20 protein-coding genes are annotated in these 20,970 nt (G+C 59.8%); 3 read left to right on the forward strand and 17 right to left on the reverse strand.

Features of this window, described 5'->3' with window-relative positions:
• A partial coding sequence (locus QO231_RS08165) for a DUF6749 domain-containing protein (protein WP_316775016.1) occupies nucleotides 1-469 on the reverse strand: 469 nt, incomplete at its 3' end.
• Between the two features lie 380 nt (nucleotides 470-849).
• Here QO231_RS08165 and xth point away from each other — a divergent pair.
• Nucleotides 850-1,629: an exodeoxyribonuclease III gene (xth, locus tag QO231_RS08170; protein ID WP_316775018.1), complete on the forward strand. Its 780-nt coding sequence runs from the start codon at nucleotides 850-852 to the stop codon at nucleotides 1,627-1,629.
• Between the two features lie 9 nt (nucleotides 1,630-1,638).
• On the opposite strand, the gene QO231_RS08175 is transcribed toward xth, so the two are convergent.
• Nucleotides 1,639-2,793: an FAD-dependent monooxygenase gene (locus QO231_RS08175; RefSeq protein ID WP_316775021.1), complete on the reverse strand. Its 1,155-nt coding sequence runs from the start codon at nucleotides 2,791-2,793 to the stop codon at nucleotides 1,639-1,641.
• A gap of 72 nt (nucleotides 2,794-2,865) precedes the next feature.
• Nucleotides 2,866-3,288, reverse strand: coding sequence for an RNA polymerase-binding protein DksA (gene dksA / locus QO231_RS08180; RefSeq protein ID WP_394356587.1), 423 nt, complete (start codon nucleotides 3,286-3,288; stop codon nucleotides 2,866-2,868).
• A 184-nt stretch (nucleotides 3,289-3,472) separates the two neighbouring features.
• On the opposite strand from dksA, the gene QO231_RS08185 reads away from it, so the two are divergent.
• Entirely contained in the window at nucleotides 3,473-4,312 is an 840-nt protein-coding gene (locus QO231_RS08185; RefSeq protein ID WP_316775023.1) for an AAA family ATPase, read from the forward strand.
• A 343-nt stretch (nucleotides 4,313-4,655) separates the two neighbouring features.
• On the opposite strand, the gene QO231_RS08190 is transcribed toward QO231_RS08185, so the two are convergent.
• The 7 genes from QO231_RS08190 to QO231_RS08220 form a co-directional block, all read right to left on the reverse strand.
• The gene (locus tag QO231_RS08190; protein ID WP_449421108.1) at nucleotides 4,656-7,091 is read right to left on the reverse strand and encodes a DUF3772 domain-containing protein; all 2,436 of its coding nucleotides are present in this window, start codon (nucleotides 7,089-7,091) and stop codon (nucleotides 4,656-4,658) included.
• Between the two features lies 1 nt (nucleotide 7,092).
• Nucleotides 7,093-8,127 carry a cysteine synthase A gene (locus QO231_RS08195; RefSeq protein WP_316775026.1) on the reverse strand — a complete coding sequence of 345 codons (1,035 nt, stop codon included), beginning with the start codon at nucleotides 8,125-8,127 and terminating at the stop codon, nucleotides 7,093-7,095.
• Between the two features lie 72 nt (nucleotides 8,128-8,199).
• The gene (locus tag QO231_RS08200) at nucleotides 8,200-9,333 is read right to left on the reverse strand and encodes an NUDIX domain-containing protein (protein WP_316775027.1); all 1,134 of its coding nucleotides are present in this window, start codon (nucleotides 9,331-9,333) and stop codon (nucleotides 8,200-8,202) included.
• Nucleotides 9,334-9,341: 8 nt separating this feature from the next.
• Entirely contained in the window at nucleotides 9,342-9,782 is a 441-nt protein-coding gene (locus QO231_RS08205; protein ID WP_316775029.1) for a TrgA family protein, read from the reverse strand.
• A gap of 15 nt (nucleotides 9,783-9,797) precedes the next feature.
• Complete coding sequence (locus tag QO231_RS08210) at nucleotides 9,798-11,006, reverse strand: cyclopropane-fatty-acyl-phospholipid synthase family protein (protein WP_316775031.1); 1,209 nt, start codon at nucleotides 11,004-11,006, stop codon at nucleotides 9,798-9,800.
• Nucleotides 11,007-11,084: 78 nt separating this feature from the next.
• Nucleotides 11,085-12,506 carry a cryptochrome/photolyase family protein gene (locus QO231_RS08215; protein ID WP_316775033.1) on the reverse strand — a complete coding sequence of 474 codons (1,422 nt, stop codon included), beginning with the start codon at nucleotides 12,504-12,506 and terminating at the stop codon, nucleotides 11,085-11,087.
• Nucleotides 12,507-12,554: 48 nt separating this feature from the next.
• Nucleotides 12,555-13,778 (reverse strand): aminotransferase class V-fold PLP-dependent enzyme, encoded by a 1,224-nt coding sequence (locus QO231_RS08220; RefSeq protein WP_316775035.1) that lies wholly within the window; start codon nucleotides 13,776-13,778, stop codon nucleotides 12,555-12,557.
• 133 nt (nucleotides 13,779-13,911) lie between these two features.
• On the opposite strand from QO231_RS08220, the gene QO231_RS08225 reads away from it, so the two are divergent.
• On the forward strand, nucleotides 13,912-14,286 hold the full coding sequence (locus QO231_RS08225) for a VOC family protein (protein WP_316775037.1): 375 nt from the start codon (nucleotides 13,912-13,914) through the stop codon (nucleotides 14,284-14,286).
• Nucleotides 14,287-14,340: 54 nt separating this feature from the next.
• Here the strand turns inward: QO231_RS08225 and QO231_RS08230 are convergent, their stop codons facing one another.
• From QO231_RS08230 to QO231_RS08260, 7 genes are all read right to left on the reverse strand, one after another.
• Nucleotides 14,341-15,975, reverse strand: coding sequence for a BCCT family transporter (locus QO231_RS08230; RefSeq protein ID WP_316775039.1), 1,635 nt, complete (start codon nucleotides 15,973-15,975; stop codon nucleotides 14,341-14,343).
• Nucleotides 15,976-16,020: 45 nt separating this feature from the next.
• Nucleotides 16,021-16,425: a universal stress protein gene (locus QO231_RS08235; protein WP_316775041.1), complete on the reverse strand. Its 405-nt coding sequence runs from the start codon at nucleotides 16,423-16,425 to the stop codon at nucleotides 16,021-16,023.
• A 262-nt stretch (nucleotides 16,426-16,687) separates the two neighbouring features.
• Nucleotides 16,688-17,683 carry an acryloyl-CoA reductase gene (gene acuI / locus QO231_RS08240; RefSeq protein WP_316775043.1) on the reverse strand — a complete coding sequence of 332 codons (996 nt, stop codon included), beginning with the start codon at nucleotides 17,681-17,683 and terminating at the stop codon, nucleotides 16,688-16,690.
• A gap of 111 nt (nucleotides 17,684-17,794) precedes the next feature.
• Nucleotides 17,795-18,904, reverse strand: coding sequence for a dimethylsulfoniopropionate demethylase (locus QO231_RS08245; protein ID WP_316775045.1), 1,110 nt, complete (start codon nucleotides 18,902-18,904; stop codon nucleotides 17,795-17,797).
• A complete protein-coding gene (locus tag QO231_RS08250; protein WP_316775047.1) occupies nucleotides 18,904-19,416 on the reverse strand; it encodes a DinB family protein in 513 nt (170 codons plus the stop codon). The genes QO231_RS08245 and QO231_RS08250 overlap by 1 nt, the downstream gene beginning before the upstream one ends.
• Nucleotides 19,413-20,117: a DUF1326 domain-containing protein gene (locus tag QO231_RS08255; RefSeq protein WP_316775048.1), complete on the reverse strand. Its 705-nt coding sequence runs from the start codon at nucleotides 20,115-20,117 to the stop codon at nucleotides 19,413-19,415. Before QO231_RS08255 ends, QO231_RS08250 begins: the two co-directional genes overlap by 4 nt.
• A 4-nt stretch (nucleotides 20,118-20,121) precedes the next feature.
• The gene (locus tag QO231_RS08260; protein ID WP_316775451.1) at nucleotides 20,122-20,901 is read right to left on the reverse strand and encodes a DUF2182 domain-containing protein; all 780 of its coding nucleotides are present in this window, start codon (nucleotides 20,899-20,901) and stop codon (nucleotides 20,122-20,124) included.
• Nucleotides 20,902-20,970: the final 69 nt, after the last annotated feature.

Below are 20,970 nucleotides of genomic sequence, written 5' to 3' on the forward strand. Positions count from 1 at the left end.
ACATCTGTGTGCCTTCGCCGGTGATCGCATCGCCGCTGGCAACCGGAGCGGAGCCGGACGAGAACATCTGTGTGCCTTCGCCGGTGATCGCATCGCCGCTGGCAACCGGAGCGGAGCCGGACGAGAACATCTGTGTGCCTTCGCCGGTGATCGCATCGCCGCTGGCAACCGGAGCGGAGCCGGAGGAGAACATTTGGACCAAATCACCGGTCAAAGCTGTTGATGATGTGACCGGAGCGGAGCCGGACGAGAACATTTCAACGCCTTCACCCGTGATTGTTGCGCTCGAGGCAACAGGGGCGGAACCGGACGAAAACAGTGCGGTCGCATCACCAGTATAGGTGTCACCCTGGCAAGTGGGCGCCGACCCGGACGAGAACATGGAAGTGCCCTCGCCGTCAAACAGGCTTCCGGCTTCATCGGTGATGGTAACGTTTTGAATCTCTTTGATTTTACGTTGAGCGTTCATGGCAGTGATCCTCAGTGTTGGAGTTGATTGCCCCCCGACGCTTGCACTCAATGGTAGATTTTCAAAGAACTTTTTCTTGGATAGGTTGCAAAATTGGCGACTTATCCACATCAAAAAATTCGGCCAGCGTATTGACGCTGTAGGAAAACACGTTGACGCAGAATGCGTTAAAAAAATGTTATCCACATGCCAAAAATGTGTTCGGATTGGCACGTTACCTAACGTCACCGAAGCCGAATCAGATCGAGTATTTGGTCATTTGACCGCTCAGCGATTCGGAATGACACAAATTGTGTCAGCAATGTCGCGAGCTGGCGACCTTGCCCTGAACGACCGCATCAGCGATAGATCGACGAGGCGCATCGGGTCGGGGAAACGGAATGAAAATCGCTACATTTAACATCAACGGCATCAAGGCGCGCGCGCAGGCGTTGCCCGCTTGGCTGGATGATGCGCGGCCGGACGTCGTGCTGCTGCAAGAGATCAAGTCGGTAGACGAGAACTTTCCCCGCGAGCTGTTTGAAGACCGCGGGTACAATGTCGCCGCACATGGTCAAAAATCCTTTAACGGCGTAGCGATTTTGTCGAAATTTCCGCTTGAGGACGTCAGCCGCGGACTGCCGGGCGACGATACCGACGATCAGGCCCGATGGATCGAGGCGACAGTCGTGGGTCGCAAGGCCATTCGCATTTGCGGGCTGTACCTGCCCAACGGAAACCCGGCCCCCGGACCGAAATACGATTACAAGCTGGCCTGGATGGAACGCCTCCATGCGCGCGCCGCCGAACTCTTGGCACAGGAACAGCCGGCATTGATGGCGGGCGACTACAACATCATACCCCAGGCCGAAGATGCAAAGCACCCCGACTCGTGGCGCGAAGATGCCCTGTTCAGGCCAGAAAGCCGCAACGCCTATCAACGCATCGTCAATCTGGGCTTTACAGATGCCTTCCGCGCGCGATCACAGGCGCCCGAACAATATTCGTTCTGGGATTACCAGGCGGGTGCCTGGAACAAGAACAACGGCATCCGGATAGATCATTTCCTGCTGACCCCGCAAGCCGCCGATCTTCTGACGGATTGCCAGATCGACAAGGACATTCGCGGGTATGAAAAACCGTCGGATCACGTTCCTGTCTGGGTCGATCTGGATGTCTAGAAAGCCTGCTCAGCGGGTCACGTCGTGGGCATATATCCAGTCATAGCGCCGCGCGATCCGTGGCCCCAGGGCAATCAGACCGAGTTGCGCCAGTTGGCGCATCGGGCTCTTGTAGTGGAAATTGCGCGCGTTTGCTGACGCGGCGGCGACGACGCGCTGTGCGCGATGTTTTCGTGTGGCTTCGTATGTCGTCAGGCCCGTGGCCGGGTCGCCCGTCTGCGAGAGGCTTCGCGCCAGGACCCAGGCATCCTCCAATGCCAGACAGGCCCCCTGCGCCATGAACGGCAATGTCGGATGCGCCGCATCCCCGACAAGCGCCAGCCGCCCGTCCTGCCACCGGCTGGCAACCGGATGCAGGAACAAGGCCCAGAGGTGCACGGCTTTGACAGCCGCCAATTGCTCGGCAACCTCTCCGCCAAATCCCGAAAACCGACGTTTCAGGTCCTCGGGATCGCCTTGATGCCGCCAGCCCTCTTCCCGCCAATCCGTTCTCTCTTCCACCGCAACGATGTTTGTCTGGCGGCCACCGCGGAGCGGATAGGTCACGATGTGACGCCCCGGCCCCATGGTCAGAACGGCCCTCGGGTCAAGATCCGCGTTCTGCCCGCTGATCGTTGCCCGCCATGCAACCTGTCCTGTGAATCGAGGCGCTCCCGGTCCGGCAAGCGTGTCGCGCAACCGGCTACGGCCGCCGTCAGCCGCAATTACAAGGTTCGCAAGGTGCACTTGCCCATCCACGGTTTCGACGGACGGCTGCCCCCCACGCGCGTCGTAGGATGCGACCTGCTGTGCGAGGACGAGGTCGACACCGGCGCGCTCCGCTGCACTGTGCAGGAGGTCGATCAGATCGGCCCGATGAAAGTAATATGTCGGCCCGGCCGTTGGCGGCGGCAGGGTGGTGACCCGACGACCGGTCCGATAGTCCCGAATGATCGTGCCATCGGATCGCACTCCCGGTCCGCCGGAGCCTTGCGGTACAACGCCGAGTGCGCGCAGCACCACCATGCCGTTGGCGCTGATCTGAAGGCCCGCGCCGATCTCGCTCAGTTCGACGGCCTGCTCCAGCACCCGGACACGCGCGCCTGTTTGGCGCAACGCCAGGGCCGTCGCCAATCCGCCGATCCCGGCACCGACGACAACAATGTCCAGATCCTTCAGAGCCATCTTTGACTTCACCCAAAGAAAACGCCGGAGCAAGAGCCCCGGCGCACATTCATTTGCATACCGATCAGTTGATCAGTCGTCGCGATGTACTTTCTCGCGCCGTTCATGCCGTTCCTGCGCCTCAAGGCTCATGGTCGCAATCGGCCGTGCGTCGAGCCGCTTTAGCGAAATTGGTTCTCCGGTCACTTCGCAATACCCGTACTCGCCCTCTTCGACACGGCGCAAGGCACTGTCGATCTTGGCAACCAACTTGCGCTGTCGGTCACGCGTACGAAGTTCAAGTGCGCGATCGGTCTCTTCACTGGCACGATCTGCCACGTCAGGAATATTGCGCGTCCCGTCCTGCAGCCCTTCGATTGTATCCCGGCTCCCCGCCATCAGCTCGTTCTTCCACTCGATCAGCTTTCGGCGGAAATACTCCAACTGCTTGTCGTTCATAAACGGCTCATCCTCGGCCGGACGATAGTCATCCGGCAGAAAATCGTCCTGCTTCATTTTAGCTCCCTCGGATTGGCCAACACTGCCTGGCAACATTACTTCCTTAGACATCTGGCTCCTCACTGACGCTGCATTTAGCTGACGCTATTCAGAATGTCACTACACAATCCTGCACGGGTCGGGTTAAAAGCACCATCAACCGGTTTCCCACGCGGACCTATTACCAAAGGGTTGTAAAAGCATGAAATTTCAAGGCACAGAAAGTTACGTAGCGACAAGCGACCTGACCATTGCTGTGAACGCCGCCGTCACGCTGGAGCGGCCATTGCTGGTCAAGGGCGAGCCCGGCACAGGCAAGACCGAACTGGCGCGGCAGGTTGCAGAGTCGCTCGGGCTGAGCATGATCGAGTGGAACATCAAGTCGACCACCCGTGCGCAGCAGGGCCTGTATGAATACGATGCAGTCAGCCGTCTGCGCGACAGCCAGCTTGGCGAAGAAAAGGTGCATGATGTCGCCAACTACATCAAGAAAGGCAAGCTCTGGCAGGCTTTTGAGGCGGGCGAAAAGGTGGTTTTGCTGATCGACGAAATCGACAAGGCGGACATCGAATTCCCCAACGATCTGCTGCAGGAGCTCGACAAGATGGAGTTCTTTGTCTACGAGACCGGCGAGACAATTCGCGCCCGCCAGCGCCCCATCGTCATCATCACCTCCAACAACGAAAAAGAACTGCCCGACGCCTTTCTGCGCCGCTGTTTCTTTCACTACATTCGATTTCCGGACGAAGCGACCATGCGCAGGATCGTCGAAGTGCATCATCCCGGTATCAAGGAACAATTGCTGACCACGGCGCTGACGCAATTCTATGAATTGCGCGAACAGCCCGGCCTCAAGAAGAAGCCATCAACGTCCGAGGTTCTGGACTGGCTGAAGCTGCTGTTGGCAGAGGATCTGACCGCCGAAGACCTCAAACGCGATGGCGCCAATGCTCTGCCCAAGCTGCACGGCGCTTTGCTAAAAAACGAACAGGATGTGCATCTGTTCGAACGGCTGGCCTTTATGGCGCGCAGTCAGCGGTAAACGTACCGCTGGCCTCGGCCTTGTCTCAATCTCCGGGTCAGCCATGGCCGATCCTGCACCGTGACTGGTTTAGGCCAAGCCGCACATACCGTCGCCTCAGGTCGAGGTGGTCATGGGCTTTCTGCTTGTCCATGTCGCTAGATCACCCGTGTGGCAAAGACTTCTACGGAGATCAGTTCAATGGTTGGCCGCAGGCCATCTAGTGCGTTTCGCGTCTAACTTGGATCATCTAGTGTCACCTAACGCGTTGAAATCTATGATTTCAGGCAGCGTTAGGCGATTCAGGTTTAACACGGAACGCTTTAGGGCGCGGTTGCCAATGTTTCGCCGGCAGCCAGACACCTCAGTAGTCGTCGCCGTTTCCGGCCCCGTCTCCCATGTCGGCTTCGGTAAGGTCCATGGGTTTTATGGCAGGCGGTCTTGCAGGCTGAGGGGCCACGTCAGGTTCCGGTGTCGGATTGCCTGAAAGTGCTTCGGGGTTGCGCAGCCAGATGTCGCGTTGTGCGAATGGTATATCGATCCCGTTCTCGACAAACCGGCGCGAGATCTCGTAGTTCATGTCGGACTTGACGGACAATACCCAGTTCACATCCCGCAAGATTGCCCGGATCTCGAAATCAAGAGAATCCGCCCCGAACCCCTGGAACACCACACTTGGTGCGGGATGCGCCAGAACCATGGGATGGGCATTAGCAATCTCGGACAGGATGGTTTCAACTTTCCTGGGGTCAGTGCCATAGGCGACCCCCACGGGAACGATTACGCGTCCGACCGTGTTGCCGCGGGTAAAGTTGGTGACCGTGCCGCTTATGAGATCAGAGTTGGGCACGATGACATCGGTGCGGTCAAAGGTCTCGATCCGTGTGGACCGAACAGAGATGTCGCGCACATAGCCCATCTGCCCGTTGACATCGATCCAGTCGTCCTTGGAAATCGGCCGTTCGATCAGAAGGATGATCCCGGACACAAAGTTCGAGACGATATTCTGCAGGCCAAAACCGATACCAACCGAGAGCGCACCGGCCACGTAGCCAAGGGCAGTCAGGTCAATCCCCGCGCTGATGATGGCCAACAGTGCTGTGAAGAAGATGCCGATATAGCCGACGCCTGATACGACCGCATTTTGCCCGCCCGCATCCATCCGCGTCTTTGGCAGCAGCGAGTTGCGCAGCCCACCCTGCAGCAACCGCGTCAGCGTGTATCCGATCGTGAAAACCGCGGCAAACACGATAAAGATCGTCGGCGAAATTCTGATTCCACCGACATCGAAACCGCTCATCAGGGTCGACCAGATTTCAGCCAGTTCCGCCGACCGAGCGCCCCAGATCAACGCAAGCACGGGCAATGCGAGGACAGTCAGCACAAACCCGACAACGACGATTAGCAGCGAATCTCCTGCCGCCTCACCCTTGCCAGAGATCCAGCCGTACAGATTGGTTGCGAACCTATGCAGGATGATAACGGTCGCCATCAAGGCGATTGTCTCGACAGCGGGAAACACAATCGCATCGGCCGCGGCAACATAGCCAAAGGCTGCCAGAACCGGCGAGATAATCCCAAGCAGGTACACAACGCGCTGCACCAGGTCGATCGCACTGGAGAACCCGACCTTGTGGCCTTCTTCTTCTTCAAATTGATCGGGTTCTACGAACTTTGATCGCCGCAAGCGCATCATGCGCAGCAGGACCAGCCCCGTCACCAGAATGAGGGGAAAGGAAATGACCGCCAGCGTTCCTTCCGACGGATTGTCGATCCGCTCAAACAGACGCACGAGTTCCTCTAGGATAAGGAACACAGCGAGCAAACCGACGTAGATCCTGTACTGCGTCGCCTTTGTCGCAATCGGGCCTTCCGGGTCGTTGAGGACCGCATAGCTGACGATCTGCCGCCGGATCCAGTCAAGACTCAGAAACACTGCAGACAGGTACGGAATTTGCTGCACAAGCAACGTTCCGCGAACACCGAGGATACCGGTAAACTGCAAGGCAAAGGATATGAAGACAACTCCGATCCAGGGGATCAGGATACGTGTCAGTGAAACCACGAATGTCCAGACGCCGCTTCCGGCACCGCCAAGCGACCGCAGGTAGTTTCCGACCCTGTCTGACCAGCGCTTTCCCTTGACCAGGAGGACCATCCCAAGGACTGTCAGGATGACAATTACGGGCAACCGATCCTGGACCTGCGCCCTGACCGCTCCAATCCCGAAGTTCTCGACTGTCTCGTGATACAGCCTCAGCAGGGCGAGGCGGGACTCTCTGTAGGCCTCGGGCCACAGGGCCAGGTTCAATGGTGAAGGGCCGCGCGACAGCAATTCCCGCTTGGTCCGTTCCCAGATCGTCGAATCTATTTCGCTGATCAGCCCGTTGGCGCGGCTGTAGGCTTCTTCGGAAATGACCTCGGGTACCTTCAGACTGTCGAGCTGATCGTTGAGACGCTGGCGCAGTTGAGCTATGTCCGCCACTTCGCTGGCACCATCCTCGGGTGCCGGTCCGAGCGCTTCCAGCTGGCTCTGCAGTGTCTCGATCCGGTCGCTGTTCCGGGTGCGGCTAACGTTGAAGGTGTCGCGGAACTCCACGATTTCCGTGCGCAGCTGTTCCAGCGAGGCGTTGGAGGCACGCTTGGTGTTCAGAACCGTTTCGGCGCGTTGCGCGGTGGCAAGCCATCGATCATGAAACGCGCGTTGCTCGTCTGTGATCTGTTGCGCACCCGCAAGCGATGCACCCCATAGCAAGACTATGGAAAGACCTGTTAGCAGAAATGCGCGCACCGACTGCACCTCAGACGTCCTCGAACACGCCAGGTATCGAGACAGGCCCTTTGGTCATCCATGTCGGCACCGGCAGGTTCTTGTCCTTCAGAAAGTCCGGATTGAACAGTTTTGACTGATAGCGCGTGCCATAGTCGCACAGCACCGTCACGATGGTATGCCCCGGCCCCAGGTCGCGCGCCATGCGCACGGCACCAGCGATATTGATCGCGGTGGAGCCGCCCATCACCAGGCCTTCTTCCCGAAGCAGATCAAACACATAAGGCAGCGCCTCTTCATCCGGTACCTGGTATGCGAAATCCGGTTTGAACCCTTTCAGGTTCTCGGTGATCCGCACCTGTCCGATGCCTTCGGCGATGCTGCCCCCTTCGGTCACAAGCTCTCCGGTGGTGTAGTAGCTGTAGAGAGCCGCGCCCATCGGATCGGCCAGGGCGATCTTGACGCCCTTTGGTTGCAACGCTTCTGCGACGCCCGCGAGCGTCCCGCCGGAACCGACCGCACTTACAAATCCGTCGACCTTGCCCTCGGTCTGCGCCCAAATCTCCGGACCGGTGGTTTCCACATGGGCCTGCCGATTGGCCACGTTGTCGAACTGGTTTGCCCAGACCGCTCCATGTGGCTCGGTCTTGGCCAGTTCATTTGCCAGCCGTTCGGAGTAGCGCACAAAGTTGTTGGGGTTCCGATAGGGTGCTGCCGGAACCTGCACCAGTTCCGCCCCTGCCAGGCGCAGCATGTCCTTTTTCTCTTCGCTTTGTGTTTCGGGGATCACGATGACGGTCTTGAATCCCATCGACGCACCGACAAGTGCCAGCCCGATGCCAGTGTTTCCGGCCGTACCCTCAACGATGGTTCCGCCGGGCTGCAATTCGTTCCTGGCGATGGCGTCGCGGATGATGAACAGCGCCGCACGGTCCTTGACCGATTGGCCGGGGTTCATGAACTCGGCTTTGCCCAGAATTTCGCAGCCGGTTTCCTCGCTGACGCGGCGCAACCGGATCAACGGTGTATTTCCTACGGCCTCGGCCAGATCACGTGCGATATGCATGATGTCCCCAACAGTTACTCCAGCCCCATGTATCGTTGGCGCTGTCCGACCTCAAGCGTTGACACGTCGTAACTACGCCGATGTGCGCAGTCTCTCACGATGCCGCGCAAGCCATAGCGCGGTCGTGACAAGCGGCATGTCCTTATAGAGACCGGCGTCGATCCCCTGCATCAGTTCCTCGTATCCAATCACCTTGCTGCGGATGTCCTCGCCCTCGTCCGTGCCACCCATTCCGGTGACATCGCCACCCAGGTCGGCAAAGCCCACAAACAGGTACAGATATTCGGTTGAAGACCCCGTGCTGGAATACATCTCGCCTGCGGGTTCCAGTCGGCCAAGGGTCAATCCCGCCTCTTCCAGCGCCTCACGCCGGACCGCGGTTTCCGCCGCCTCGCCCGGCTCAAGCAGCCCGGCGATGGGTTCCCATATCCAGGGGGCGGGATCGCCCGCCATGAACACCGGCGCGCGAAACTGCTCGACCAGCATCACGCAGTCGCGCAGCGGATCATAAGGCAGCACCACGGCCGCTTCCCCGACCAGAATCGCCGCGCGGTTCAGAACATCGCTCATATGGCCATCAAATTGGCGCATCTGCACGTCGATTTCCTGCAGAGAAAAGAACTTGGTATAGGGATGATGGTGCGCTGCCACGATCACATCCTGCGACAGGTCCCACTCGGGATCCGGCGCCCGTTTCTGCCCCGCCACAAATGCCGACGCGCGACGCCGGATGCCCGGAAAGGACACCGAAATCTCGGCGGGGGTCTTGCGCCCGTACCACGCCATCACCTCCCGGGCCGAGATAACGCTGATCTTTGACCAGTTTCTCGCCCAGTCGTCAAACGACCAGGGTTCTGATGTCGGAGCCTGTTGCGTGGTCGGAAAGAACACCGATGCGTAGGTCGATACGCCATCTTCCAGCGCCACCGAAACCGGCCGAAGCTCGAAATCAAACCCGCCTTCACAAAACCGGAGCCGCGCTGTTTCCTCATCGGTAATGCCGCGCACAAGTATCCCGGAAGAGTTGCAACCGGCGGCGGCGGCAAAGTGGGGAAACGGCGTATCCGCGACCTGAAACACACCATGATCGGCGAGCCGCGCGGCCTCGTATTCAAGAGTGTCATCCTCCCGCCCCAAAACGATCTGTAACAGCGGCAAGTGGCGCAGCGTGCCGTAGAAAAAGAAATCAGACAAGGTATCATCCATTCCAGTGATCAGCGCCAGCGACGCCATGCACATTCGGTCGCCAGCCCAGACAGAGCCCCGCCGAGCAGGGCCGTCAGGATGAAGGTCGGGGTCAACAGGATCAGCGCGTATTCGGCTGCGATCTCGAGGATTGCAACGAGCGCCTCGAACGGGCCATCAAACCGGTTGTTCATGGCCTGATCGAACATTTCATAGCAACCCTGCACGAATAACCCCCAGAAGATCAGCGCGACAACCCCTGTCAGCCCGTTGTTGATGGCCGCGGTCGTGCCACGCCCTGCGCGGCTGCCGATAACGTTCCAGCCGATCAGAACGCCAAGCCCCATGTTCACGTAGATGAAATAGCCAAAGTTCATGCCCTCGGGCATCAATGGCATGACCACACGGGACAGGACATAGGCGAGAAGCGCCAGGCAGACAGCAGCGACGAGTCGTGACGTGGTTGGCATGCGGCGGTTCGGATCCTATGCAGGTCGTGTCACCGTTATCTGTGTCACGTCCACATTGGAACTGTCAAAAGCCGCCGCGCAGGATGTCAGATAGAAATTCCACATCCGCCGAAAACGATCGTCAAAGCCGAGTTTTGCAATCTCGTCCCATTTCTCGTTGAAGGTATCATGCCAGCGCCGAAGGGTCTGATCATAGCTGGAGCCGAATTCGATTGACCTCGTCACGATCAGGTCCGCCTTTTCGATCTGTTGCCGCAAGACCGATGGCGCAGGTAACATCCCCCCTGGAAAGATGTATTTCTGGATGAAATCGACACCGCGTTGATAGACCTCCCAGCGGCGATCAGCGACGGTGATGATCTGCAAGGTCGCATTGCGCCCGGGTTTGAGCCGCTCCCGCACGGTCTGAAAGAACACCGGCCAGTATTTCTCGCCGACGGCTTCGAACATCTCGATGCTGGCGACGCCGTCATAGGTGCCGGTTTCGTCGCGATAGTCCTGCATCTTGAAGGTCACACGGTCACTTAATCCTGCCTTTTCAATGCGATCTCTCGCATATCTCAACTGTTCCTGACTGATCGTCAACCCGGTCACCCGCATCCCGCGTTCCTTGGCGGCGTATTCCGCAAAGCCGCCCCAGCCGCAGCCGATTTCGAGAATATGATCTCCGGGCTGCGCGCCCATCTGGTCAATCAGGTTCGCGTATTTGGCGATCTGAGCGGCCTCGAGGCTCTCCTGTCCGGTTACGAAAAGCGCGCTGGAATAGGTCATCGTATCGTCCAGCCAGAGACCGTAGAAATCATTGCCCAGGTCATAGTGATAAGAGATGTTCTTGCGGGCCTGTTCCCGATGATTGCGCCGCAGCCAGAACCGAAGGCGTTCATAAGCGCGCACCAGCGACATGCCGGGAAATCCGTCATAGATGATGTCATTGCCCAGATGCACGAGGTCCATGAACGCCTGCAGATCCGGGGTGCTCCACCAGTGTTCAAGATAGGCGTCGCAAAATCCCAGATCGCCTTCGCGCACCAGCCGCGCAAAAAGATCTGGATTGTGCACATGCAATTCGGCGACCGGTCCAGGCTTTGGCCCTTCGTAACGAAACACGCGACCGTCATCCAGACGGATATCGAGACGGCCACATTCCATCCGCTGCACGACATCCATTGCCTGTGCAAAATACCTGGGCAGGTTCGTCTGCCCGTCGACCGAAGTCAGGATCATCGGCTATTCCCCATGCCACTTTCCGAAAGAGAGGTTAATTCCTGTTGCGATATCAAACAAGTGATCCGAACTTCGGCGCTAGAAACCGCGCGACTGATAGGCGGCAAGAGCCAATTTCCTGCCATCGTCCAGCGCCACGATCGGAGATGGATATCCATCGTCGTGCGACAGCGCCCAGCGACGCGGGATCGCGTCAAAATAGGCAAGCGCGTCCTCGGGTGGGTCTCCCTGCCCTTCAGCAATCCAGCGTCGTACATAGCTCCGGTCCCGGTCGAACTTATCCAGTTGGGTGGCCGGGTTGAACACCCTGAAATACGGCGACGCGTCCGGCCCGCTCCCTGCCGCCCACTGCCACCCCATTGCATTGCTGGCAGGATCCCAGTCTGTCAGGCAGTCCTGAAACCACGCCATGCCGGTTTTCCAGTGACACATTAGATGTTTGGTCAGAAAGCTCGCCACGATCATCCTGCCCCGGTTGTGCATCCGCCCTGTCACGTACATCTCGCGCATGGCCGCGTCGACAAACTCGATCCCGGTTCGCGCCTGTTTCCAGGCCACGGCGTGCGGATGACCGGGGTCCGTCTCCCACGGAAAGGCCTCCCACTCTTCACGCCAGTTGGCCGTCAGGATACGTGGAGTGTGGTGCATCAGATGATAGGCAAATTCTCGCCATACCAGTTCCTTGAGAAAGGTCTCAGCACCCGGTTTGCCCTCGTGGCGGGCTCGCAACCCGGCATGCCAGCACCGGTGCGGGCTGATCTCGCCCAGGCTCAGATTCTCCGAAAGGCCCGAGGTGCCGTCGACTCCCGGGATGTCGCGCCGCTCCGCATAGCGTCCGACACTTTCCTCAATGAACTGGCCCAGCCGGGCAAGGGCGGCGTCTTCACCTACGCGCGCATGGCCGCGCAAAATGTCTGCGGCCCGGTTCATCGCCACGCCGAGGTGCCAGTCAGAGAGCGCTTCCGAGTCTGGCCATACATCCGGCGCCGCCAATCGTGATGGCGCGGGCAGTGGTGACTCGACCTCCCGCTGCTTGACCGCTTTCCAGAACGGCGTGAACACCTTGTAGTATCCGTCCGTCTTGGTTTGAACGGTCCAGGGTTCAAACATCAGATGCCCGCCGTACGACTGCGCCTCGATCCCGCGCGCCTTCAGCGTCGCCTTGATCCCGGTGTCCCGCGCCACAGAGTCAGGATCATAGAGGCGCGACCAATAGACAGTCCCTGCCCCGGTCTCTTTGATCAACTGCTCAATCACGTCCCGTGCGTCACCACTGCGCAGGATCAATCGACTTCCCTGCGCCTTCAGACGATTGGCAAGCCGGTCCACCCCAAGACCCAGCCGAAACTTCGGGGCGGCCCCCAGCGATCTGGCCAGGGGATCCAGTATGAAGATCGGTATGACGGGGCGCCCGCTCTTGCTTGCCGCGCTGAGGGCCGGGTGATCGGAAAGACGCAGGTCGCGCCTGAACCACATCAGGATCGGTGAATTACTACTCATCTGCGCCCAGCCTCTTTCCGACTGATACGCGCCGTCCTGAAGGGTGGATCAAAGAACGCGGTCCAACGCGGTGAGAAGCTTATCCATTTCTGCCCTGGAGGTGTAATGGGTAAAGCTGAGCCGCAGCACGCCCGCGTCCATATCCACGCCGACCGCTTGCAGCGCCCGTCCCGCATAGAAGTCACCACCACCCGCCATGATCCCATGTTCGGCAAGTTCGGCGGCGACCTGCCCGGCGTTCCGGTTCAGAGCCAGCGCCACCGTCGGTGCGCGCAGTGTGGCGTCGGACGGTCCGATCAGGCGCACGGCATTGCGATCCTTGACTGCGTCCAGAAGCGGTTGCAGCAATTCGATCTCGTAGGCGCGCATCAGGTCATGTACAAACGCGCCACGCTCAGACGGCTTTCCCGTCGGCCCACCGTGATGGGTGCAGAGCATTTCGACGTAGTCCGCCATCCCGGCGCTCGCGGCGATCTGCGCATGATCCGGTCCCGCAGGCGTGAAGCGCTTGTAAAGCGAGTCGCCGTTGAAGACATGACCCTGGTTGGGCAGCAATTCACCCAGCGTGCGACGGATAACCATCAACCCCTGGTGCGGACCATAGGTCTTGTAGGCCGAAAACAGGTAGATGTCCGGCCCCAGCCGCCCCACATTGGCAAAGCCATGCGGCGTATAGGAGACGCCATCCACGCAGACAAAAGCGCCTGCGGCATGGGCAATCGCGGTTACTTCGGTCACCGGATTGATTTCGCCCACAACGTTTGAACAGTGTGGAAAACAGACAAGCCGAACGGATTCGTCGAGCAGGTCTTCGAGATCTTCGGGCGCCAGATGGCCCGTCACCGAGTCGACCTTCCACTCGCGAATTTCGATGCCCCGATCGGCGAGCCGCCGCCACGGTCCGGAGTTGGCTTCATGGTCCTGATTGGTGACGACAATCGCCTCGCCCGGTTTCATCCACGCCCCAAACGCCTGCGCCAGAACATAGGTGTTCTGCGTCGTGCTCGGGCCAAAGCTGAGCTCATCGGTTTCAACGCCCAGAATCGCAGCCATCCGCGTTCGGGCTTCGTCCATCTCCTCGCCCGCCAATCGGCTGGCCTCAAACGGCCCGTAGGGCTGCACCTTGCGTTGTGTATAGTAGCGCGTCAGCCGGTCGATCACCGGACGGCAGGCATAGGATCCGCCCGCATTCTCGAAGAACGCCTGCCCCTGCAGCGACGGTTCGGAGAATGCCGGAAACTGCCCGCGCACAAAGTCTGTATCCAACGCCATATCATCTCTCCACCTTACCCCGTCGTGAAATGGATGCCGGTCCTGACCGCAGAGGTCAAGCGCCAGCGCTGATGACAGATACTGACAACAGCCCCTGCTATCCTCGATCCATCATGACTCGAAAGGACACACCATGACCAACCTGCCTGAAAATGCCCTTGTCTGGGCCGAAATTCCAGTCTCTGATCTGGACAAGGCGATTGCCTTTTACACCACCGTCACCGGCGGCAGCCTGAACCGTACCGAAACCGGGCCGAATCCGATCGCGGATTTCCAGACGCTGGACAACGGTGTCGCGCTGCATCTCTATCCCGGCAAGCCTGCCGAAGACGGGCGTGGCCCGACACTGCATCTGGCCAGCGCCGGAACGCTGGAAGAAACGATGAACCGGGTGACGGATGCCGGCGGCAAAGTTCTTTCGCCCATCATCGACATTCCACCGGGACGGTTCTTTTATGCCACGGATCCGGACGGAAACTCGATTGGATTCTTCAAAATGCGGTCCTGAAATCATGAAACACCCCGGCTGGAAGGCCGGGGCGTTTCATTGTCAAACCGCCGCTCAGCGTGGCTCGGACGCCAGGCCTTTCACGATCGCCCAACACATCAGCAGCAGAACCACCGTGAATGGCAGGCCGGTCGAGATCACCATCGCCTGAAGCGCGCCAAGTCCGCCCCCCAGCAACAACACAATCGCCACCGCGCCTTCGAAGATGCACCAGAACACCCGCTGTGGGACCGGCGCGTCGACCTTGCCACCGGCGGTGATCGTGTCGATCACCAAGGAGCCTGAGTCCGACGACGTCACAAAGAACACCACGACAAGGACGATCCCGACAAACGACGTGATCGAGGCCAGCGGCAATTCGCCGAGCATCTTGAACAGCTTCAGCTCCAGCGATGCATCCTGTGCCCCGGTAAACCCGTCTGCGACAACCTGATGAATGGCGGTGCCACCAAAGACACTCATCCACAGCACGCAGACAAGGCTCGGGATCAACAAGACGCAGATGATGAACTCACGCACACTGCGCCCCCGGCTGACACGGGCGATGAACATGCCCACAAAAGGCGACCAGCTGATCCACCATGCCCAGTAGAATGCCGTCCAGCCCTGGCTGAAGTTGACGTCTTCGCGGCCGAACGGATTGGCCAGCGCCGGCAGATACTCCACATAGGCAAGCAGACTGTCGGCAAATCCCGTCAGGATCGCCACGGTCGGCCCTACGATCAGCACAAAGATCAGCAGGACGAAAGCCAGTCCCATATTGATCTCGGAGAGAATCTTGACGCCGCCATCCAGGCCACGCACAACCGAAATCAGGGCAACGGCGGTAATCGCCGTGATCAGGATCACCTCGGTGGACGCGCCGATCGGAACGCCGAACAGTTCGTTCAGTCCCGCATTGGCCTGTGTCGCGCCAAAACCCAGCGACGTGGCGAGGCCAAACAGGGTGGCGAATACGGCCAGCGTATCGATGATATGGCCAGTCCAGCCCCAGACACGTTCCCCAAAGATCGGATAAAACGCCGACCGGATGGTGAGCGGCAATCCCTTGTTGTAGGTGAACAACGCCAGCGACAGCGCAACAATCGCATAGATCGCCCAGGGGTGCAGACCCCAGTGAAAGATCGTCGCCGCCATGCCCAGCCGCACCGAAGCCGCCTCGTCACCCGCCGCTGCGCCCAGAGGGGCCCAATCGGTCCGGGCTCCGCCCTCCGAAACGACACCGCCAAAGGATGTCGAAAAATGGCTCATCGGTTCGCTGACGCCATAGAACATGAGGCCGATGCCCATCCCGGCGGCGAACAGCATCGCGAACCATCCGATGTAGGAATAGTCCGGCGTCGCGTCTGCGCCACCCAACCGCACCTTGCCCCAGGGAGACACGATCAGGAACAGGCAAAACAGGACAAAGACATCTGCCGAGGCCAGAAAGAACCAGTCAAAGGTCGATGTGACCGCCGGACGCAACCAGCCAAACAGGGCCGCGGATTGTTCTGGCAATGCAAGTGCATAGAAGACAAAGGCGACAATCGCCAGACCCGAGACCATGAACACCGGGTTGTGAATGTCAAACCCGATGGGCCCGACGCTGCCTTCAAAATTGTCTTGTCCGATCTCATAGTCCGTATCGATGACTTCGGCGGCACCTTCGGGCTCCGGAATACCCTGGTTGGTTACTTCATCGCTCATGGCGACCTCCCGTTTATTGATTCAGTCGTTCGGTGCTGTCTGCGATCACTCCTCACGCACGATCATCACCGAGACACCGGCATGCTGCGCCATCCGACCGCCGTGAGACGGAAACAGATAATCGGCGATGCCCGGCACGTGGCTGGCCATGACGACCAGGTCTGCGCCGATTTCCTCTCGCGCCTTCAATAGCGCGCGATCCATATCAATCGCCGGATCGTGGCTGATGATACTGTGTGACGAGGCCGCTACACCGTGTGTTTCGGCCTCGCTTTGCGCAAACGCCTCCAGCTTTGCGGCAAACTCCTGCGGGTTGTGCCCTGCGGGTCCCGGTGTAGATGCGGTAACGGCTACAAAGCAGATTTCCGCATTGTACAAACCGGCCAATTCCGCCGCCACCTTGAGCGCACGACCGAGCCGTGCCGCGTGGACCAGATCGACCGGCACCATGATTTTGGAGAATACGAGATACGCCTTTCCTGCCTATGCATGCTTCGCAAGAACGACGCGAAGCCGACATGTTTGCCCGAGCATGTCTCGGGATATCCCGGCCGCATCAGGCCGGGCCGACAGGGGTCAGCGTAAAGCCATTGTGTCAGGGCATGCAACCATCCGCGACCTTACAGCAACCGGTTGCGACGGTGGGATATGATCCCAGGCGGGAATGTCCCCGCCTGAGGTTGCGTCACGCAGTCAACGGAACGTTGCCTGTTCAGGCATTCACATCGACGACGACGCGGCCTTTCACCTGGCCGTTCAGGATATCGGCCCCCAATTGCGGCAAATCGCTCAGCGTTGCGGGCTGTACCATCGCCTCAAGCTTGTCCATCGGCAGATCGTTTGCGATCCGCGTCCAGGCGCGCAGACGGTTGTCATAAGGCTGCATCACGCTGTCGATCCCCAACAGGTTCACGCCCCGCAGGATGAACGGCGTGATCAGCGCCCCTTCGATTGCCGCGCCTCCCGCAAGTCCGATGGCCGCCACCGAAGTCCCGTATTTCATCTGCTTGAGCACCCGGCCCAGCATGACGCCGGACACCGCGTCGACACACCCTGCCCAAACCTCGCTTTCCAACGGCTTGCGGGTGGCTTCGGTCAGCTCTTCACGGGCAACGATCTGCGTCGCCCCGATGCTGCGCAGATACGGCTCCTGCTCCGGGCGTCCGGTCACGGCAGCGACCTCATGGCCCAGATGCGCCAGAATCGCGGTGGCAACAGAGCCGACACCGCCAGCGGCCCCGGTCACCAGGACCGGGCCGTGCCCCGGCTTCAGCCCATGATCCTCAAGCGCCATCACCGCCAGCATCGCGGTAAACCCGGCAGTCCCCACGGCCATTGCCGCGCGCGTGTCCAGCCCCTCTGGCAACGGAACCAACCAATCGGCATTCACCCGCGCCTTTTGCGTGTAGCCGCCCCAATGCGCTTCGCCGACGCGCCAGCCGGTCAGAACCACCTTGTCGCCCGGCTTGTAGCGGTCATCGGATGACTCCTCGACGGTTCCGGCAAGATCAATACCCGGCACATGCGGGTATTTCCGCACCAATCCGGCACCGGGCCCGATGCACAGACCATCCTTGTAGTTCACCGTCGAGTACTCCACCGCCACGGTCACGTCTCCATGCGGCAGATCATCCAGACCAAGCTGCGTTACGGCCGCGCTGGTCTTGCCGCTCTCTTCGTCCTTGTTCACAACCAATGCGTTGAACATCTCAAACTCCTTCATGTTCCGACCACACAATCCGCGCGGCCCTGCTTGTCTTTGCTGATTTCAGCTTTGCAAAAATACTCCCGCCGGAGGCATCCGACCTGCCCGTTCGCGCTAGAGCCAGAAGGACTCGCGCACGATCGCCTTGCGCAGCCCGTCCGGTGCGGCGACTTCGATTTCGGTATCCGGGTCCCAATGGGTCATCCGGACCATTCCGATGGCGACGTTGGTGTCGAAATCCGGACTCCAGGCGGCCGAACTCACCCGCCCGACCGGTTTGCCATTTGCCGTCAGCGGCCACCAGCGATCGCAGCCCGGCACCGGCGGTCCGTCAATCTCGATCGCGCGCAACTGCTGCACCGGACCTTCCTTGGCGACCCGCAGCAAGGCGTCGCGGCCGATGCAGCCAATGGCCGTGTGCGTGTTGCAGAACCGCCCCAGCCCGCATTCATGTGGGGTGTTGTCATCCGTCATGTCATTGCCATAGCTCAACAGCCCGGCCTCGATCCTCTCGATCAGGTTCGGACAGCCTGCGTGGACATCCAGGGCCCTGCCCGCCTCCATCAACGCATTCCACAAAGGCATGCCGATATCGCTGCCCTCGACATAGATTTCAAAGCCGCCCTGCTTGGAATAGCCGGAGCGTGCGATCACCATATCGCGCCCCTGAAAATCAAACACGCCAAAACGAAAGAACCGGATATCGCTCACGGAATCGCCAAAGACCTGCGCCATGAGATCATCGGCCTTTGGTCCCTGTACCGCCAGCGGTGAGACATCGGGCTCGTCCACCAGCACATCCAGCCGCCAGCCGATCGCCGTCGCCCGCACCCAATAGAGCAGATCGCTGTCGGCTATCGAAATCCACCATCGGTCCTCGGCCAGTTTGACCGCAACCGGATCGTTCAGCATACCGCCGGTTTCGTCCACGATCGGCACATAGTAGCATTGCCCGGGTGTCATGCGACGCAGGTCGCGCGGTGTCAGCATCTGCATCAGGCGCCCGGCGTCCGGCCCGCGCAACTCCACCTGCCGTTCGCAGGCCACGTCCCAGATCTGAACCGCCTCCTTGAGGTGGCGGTAATCTTCCTGAACGCTGCGAAACATCGTTGGGAGCAACATATGGTTGTAGACCGTATAGGCCCTGACCCCCGCAGCCTCGACCCCGTCAGAGAACGGCGTCCTGCGCAGCCGGCGCGAGGGAGACAACACGGGCGCGGCCATCAGGCAACCTCCTCTGGCATGAAAATCAGATCGCTGACAGGAGCGGCCAGACCCGCTGCGGTCATCATCGCGTGCACCTGTCCGCGATGATGGGTCTGATGATTGAACATATGGACGACGCAAAACGCCATGGGCTTGCTCATATCGCGGTCCGCTACACCGGAGTACCAGACCAGATCGCCCTGAAGATCGCTGTTGTCCAGCGCGTCTGCCCACAGACGGATACGACCGTCCATGCAAACTCGCTCCGCCTCCCAGGCGCCCAGTGTCGGCACGAGGGTCGTACTCTTGTCGCCGGGCACTTCCGGCGCGGTTCCGCCGTCAAAGCGCGACATCCAGATATGATCGCCCCACAAAAGATGGCTGAGCGTGCCAAGGATCGACCCAAAGAACGCGCCCCGGTCACGTGTCAGCTCTGCCGGGTCAACATCGCGCAGCAGATCGAACACCTGACGGTTCTGCCAGGTGTTGTACCGCGCCATCATCACGCAATACTCAGGGCCGATCTTCATTTTGGGCCATGCCAGTCGATCGGGCAAACTTCGGCCGACTTACCGCCGAAATCCCAGACCCGGCCATAATCGCGCACCTTGGATTTAAGCCCACGCGCCACCATGATGTCCGGTCCCATCCAATATTTGCTGTTGGTCACCATGACCGGATGATCGGCGTCCTTGCCCTCGAGCATCTCGACCTCACCCTGGATCTTGCGCCCGATCGAGATGCGGCGGCGGTTGCCGTCCCGCTCGATCAGCACCGGCGCGCGTTCGGCCCCGATGATGTCGCTGACCAGCATCGTGAACAACCCTGTTGTGCCGCCTGCAGCCCCGCTGAAAATTTGCAGAATACCGTTGTAGGCCTTGCCGCTGGCACGCTCGTCCACATAGGCGGCAACCTTCCATTGCCCCTCACCCATTCGGCCCGGGATATCGACCAGCAGACCGACATTCAGCCCAGACAAATCTTCGCCCTCGAAATGGCCTTCGTCGATGATGATCCCCATCCAGGCATGGCAATGCCCTTCTGTCGGAGGATGCGCGCCCAGCGAGACGACGCAGGGACAAAACACATCACAAGAACAGTTCAGGATCAGTTCACCCTTGATCGCCCAGTCCGTTGGCGTCATCTGACGCCGCTTCGGGTTCGGCATCCGACTGTCTATTCTCTGACTGATCGGCAGCTTGTCTGCATCCGGTCGCTTGTTCGTCGCCATATTTCTATCCTCCGAAGAACCAGGGCCAGCCAATCACCGCGATCCCCGCAGCGATCAATGCAAGCCCCATTGGCTTTGTTACAAAATGCCCAACTTGCGGTAGCTTCTCCACCACCATGAAGAGCGTCGCCGCCCCCATCCAGAGCAGGCTCATCACGCCGCCCACGAACCCGAGCGCCATGAAGCCCCAGCAACACCCGACGCAATAGGCACCCAGCCCCAGCCCCATTCGAAGGCCGCCGGCAAAGCCGGTGCGCCAACGACCCAGAAAATAGCTCATCGGGCTGTGGCAGACGCCATGGCAAAGTTCCTTGGTGCGCGTGAACTGGAACAGGCCCACCAAGATCAGCAGCCCCCCTGCCATCAGCGGCGACGTTGCAATCCCGAGCATGTCGATGACACCCCCGTAGAGCAGCGCCAGTTGCACACCCGCAATGGCCGCCGCAAACGCCAGCCAGACAATCAGATAGCCAAGCAGCACCGCCAACCAGCCGGCCCGGCTGCCATCGGCGCTTGCAATCAGGTCTTCGTAACTGCGCAGCGTGGGCACCAGCGTCGGCAACATCATCGCCGCCATCATCACCGCCCACATCCAGAACAGCGGCCAGAAATGCGCCATCGGCATGTACATGTCCATGCGCGGATCCATCCGGCGCATTGCCTCGCCCATGGCTCCGGGCCGCCCGATCAGGTCAAGATCCATCCCGACGGCCATGGAATAAAGCACCCACCACGCCCACAGGATCGCGGCGAAGAAACCCAGCCAAAGACCGTTGCGAAGCATTGCCACAGGCACGGCATCCTCCCTGTTCGCCCGACTCACCTCTTGCGTTTTAAATGTCAGACTTTTAAA

The organism is Sedimentitalea todarodis (assembly GCF_032595355.1).
Taxonomy (GTDB): Bacteria; Pseudomonadota; Alphaproteobacteria; order Rhodobacterales; family Rhodobacteraceae; genus Sedimentitalea; species Sedimentitalea todarodis.

Coding starts and splice junctions, on each gene's coding strand:
- QO231_RS08205 (WP_316775029.1), bottom strand. CDS start 9,782: ATGCCAACCACGTCACGACTCGTCGCTGCTGTCTGCCTGGCGCTTCTC.
- QO231_RS08220 (WP_316775035.1), bottom strand. CDS start 13,778: ATGGCGTTGGATACAGACTTTGTGCGCGGGCAGTTTCCGGCATTCTCC.
- QO231_RS08245 (WP_316775045.1), bottom strand. CDS start 18,904: ATGGCCGCGCCCGTGTTGTCTCCCTCGCGCCGGCTGCGCAGGACGCCG.
- QO231_RS08225 (WP_316775037.1), top strand. CDS start 13,912: ATGACCAACCTGCCTGAAAATGCCCTTGTCTGGGCCGAAATTCCAGTC.
- QO231_RS08195 (WP_316775026.1), bottom strand. CDS start 8,127: ATGCATATCGCACGTGATCTGGCCGAGGCCGTAGGAAATACACCGTTG.
- QO231_RS08235 (WP_316775041.1), bottom strand. CDS start 16,425: ATGGTGCCGGTCGATCTGGTCCACGCGGCACGGCTCGGTCGTGCGCTC.
- QO231_RS08175 (WP_316775021.1), bottom strand. CDS start 2,793: ATGGCTCTGAAGGATCTGGACATTGTTGTCGTCGGTGCCGGGATCGGC.
- QO231_RS08230 (WP_316775039.1), bottom strand. CDS start 15,975: ATGAGCGATGAAGTAACCAACCAGGGTATTCCGGAGCCCGAAGGTGCC.
- xth (WP_316775018.1), top strand. CDS start 850: ATGAAAATCGCTACATTTAACATCAACGGCATCAAGGCGCGCGCGCAG.
- QO231_RS08215 (WP_316775033.1), bottom strand. CDS start 12,506: ATGAGTAGTAATTCACCGATCCTGATGTGGTTCAGGCGCGACCTGCGT.
- QO231_RS08260 (WP_316775451.1), bottom strand. CDS start 20,901: ATGCTTCGCAACGGTCTTTGGCTGGGTTTCTTCGCCGCGATCCTGTGG.
- acuI (WP_316775043.1), bottom strand. CDS start 17,683: ATGTTCAACGCATTGGTTGTGAACAAGGACGAAGAGAGCGGCAAGACC.
- QO231_RS08255 (WP_316775048.1), bottom strand. CDS start 20,117: ATGGCGACGAACAAGCGACCGGATGCAGACAAGCTGCCGATCAGTCAG.
- QO231_RS08185 (WP_316775023.1), top strand. CDS start 3,473: ATGAAATTTCAAGGCACAGAAAGTTACGTAGCGACAAGCGACCTGACC.
- QO231_RS08200 (WP_316775027.1), bottom strand. CDS start 9,333: ATGGATGATACCTTGTCTGATTTCTTTTTCTACGGCACGCTGCGCCAC.
- QO231_RS08210 (WP_316775031.1), bottom strand. CDS start 11,006: ATGATCCTGACTTCGGTCGACGGGCAGACGAACCTGCCCAGGTATTTT.
- QO231_RS08250 (WP_316775047.1), bottom strand. CDS start 19,416: ATGAAGATCGGCCCTGAGTATTGCGTGATGATGGCGCGGTACAACACC.
- dksA (WP_394356587.1), bottom strand. CDS start 3,288: ATGAAGCAGGACGATTTTCTGCCGGATGACTATCGTCCGGCCGAGGAT.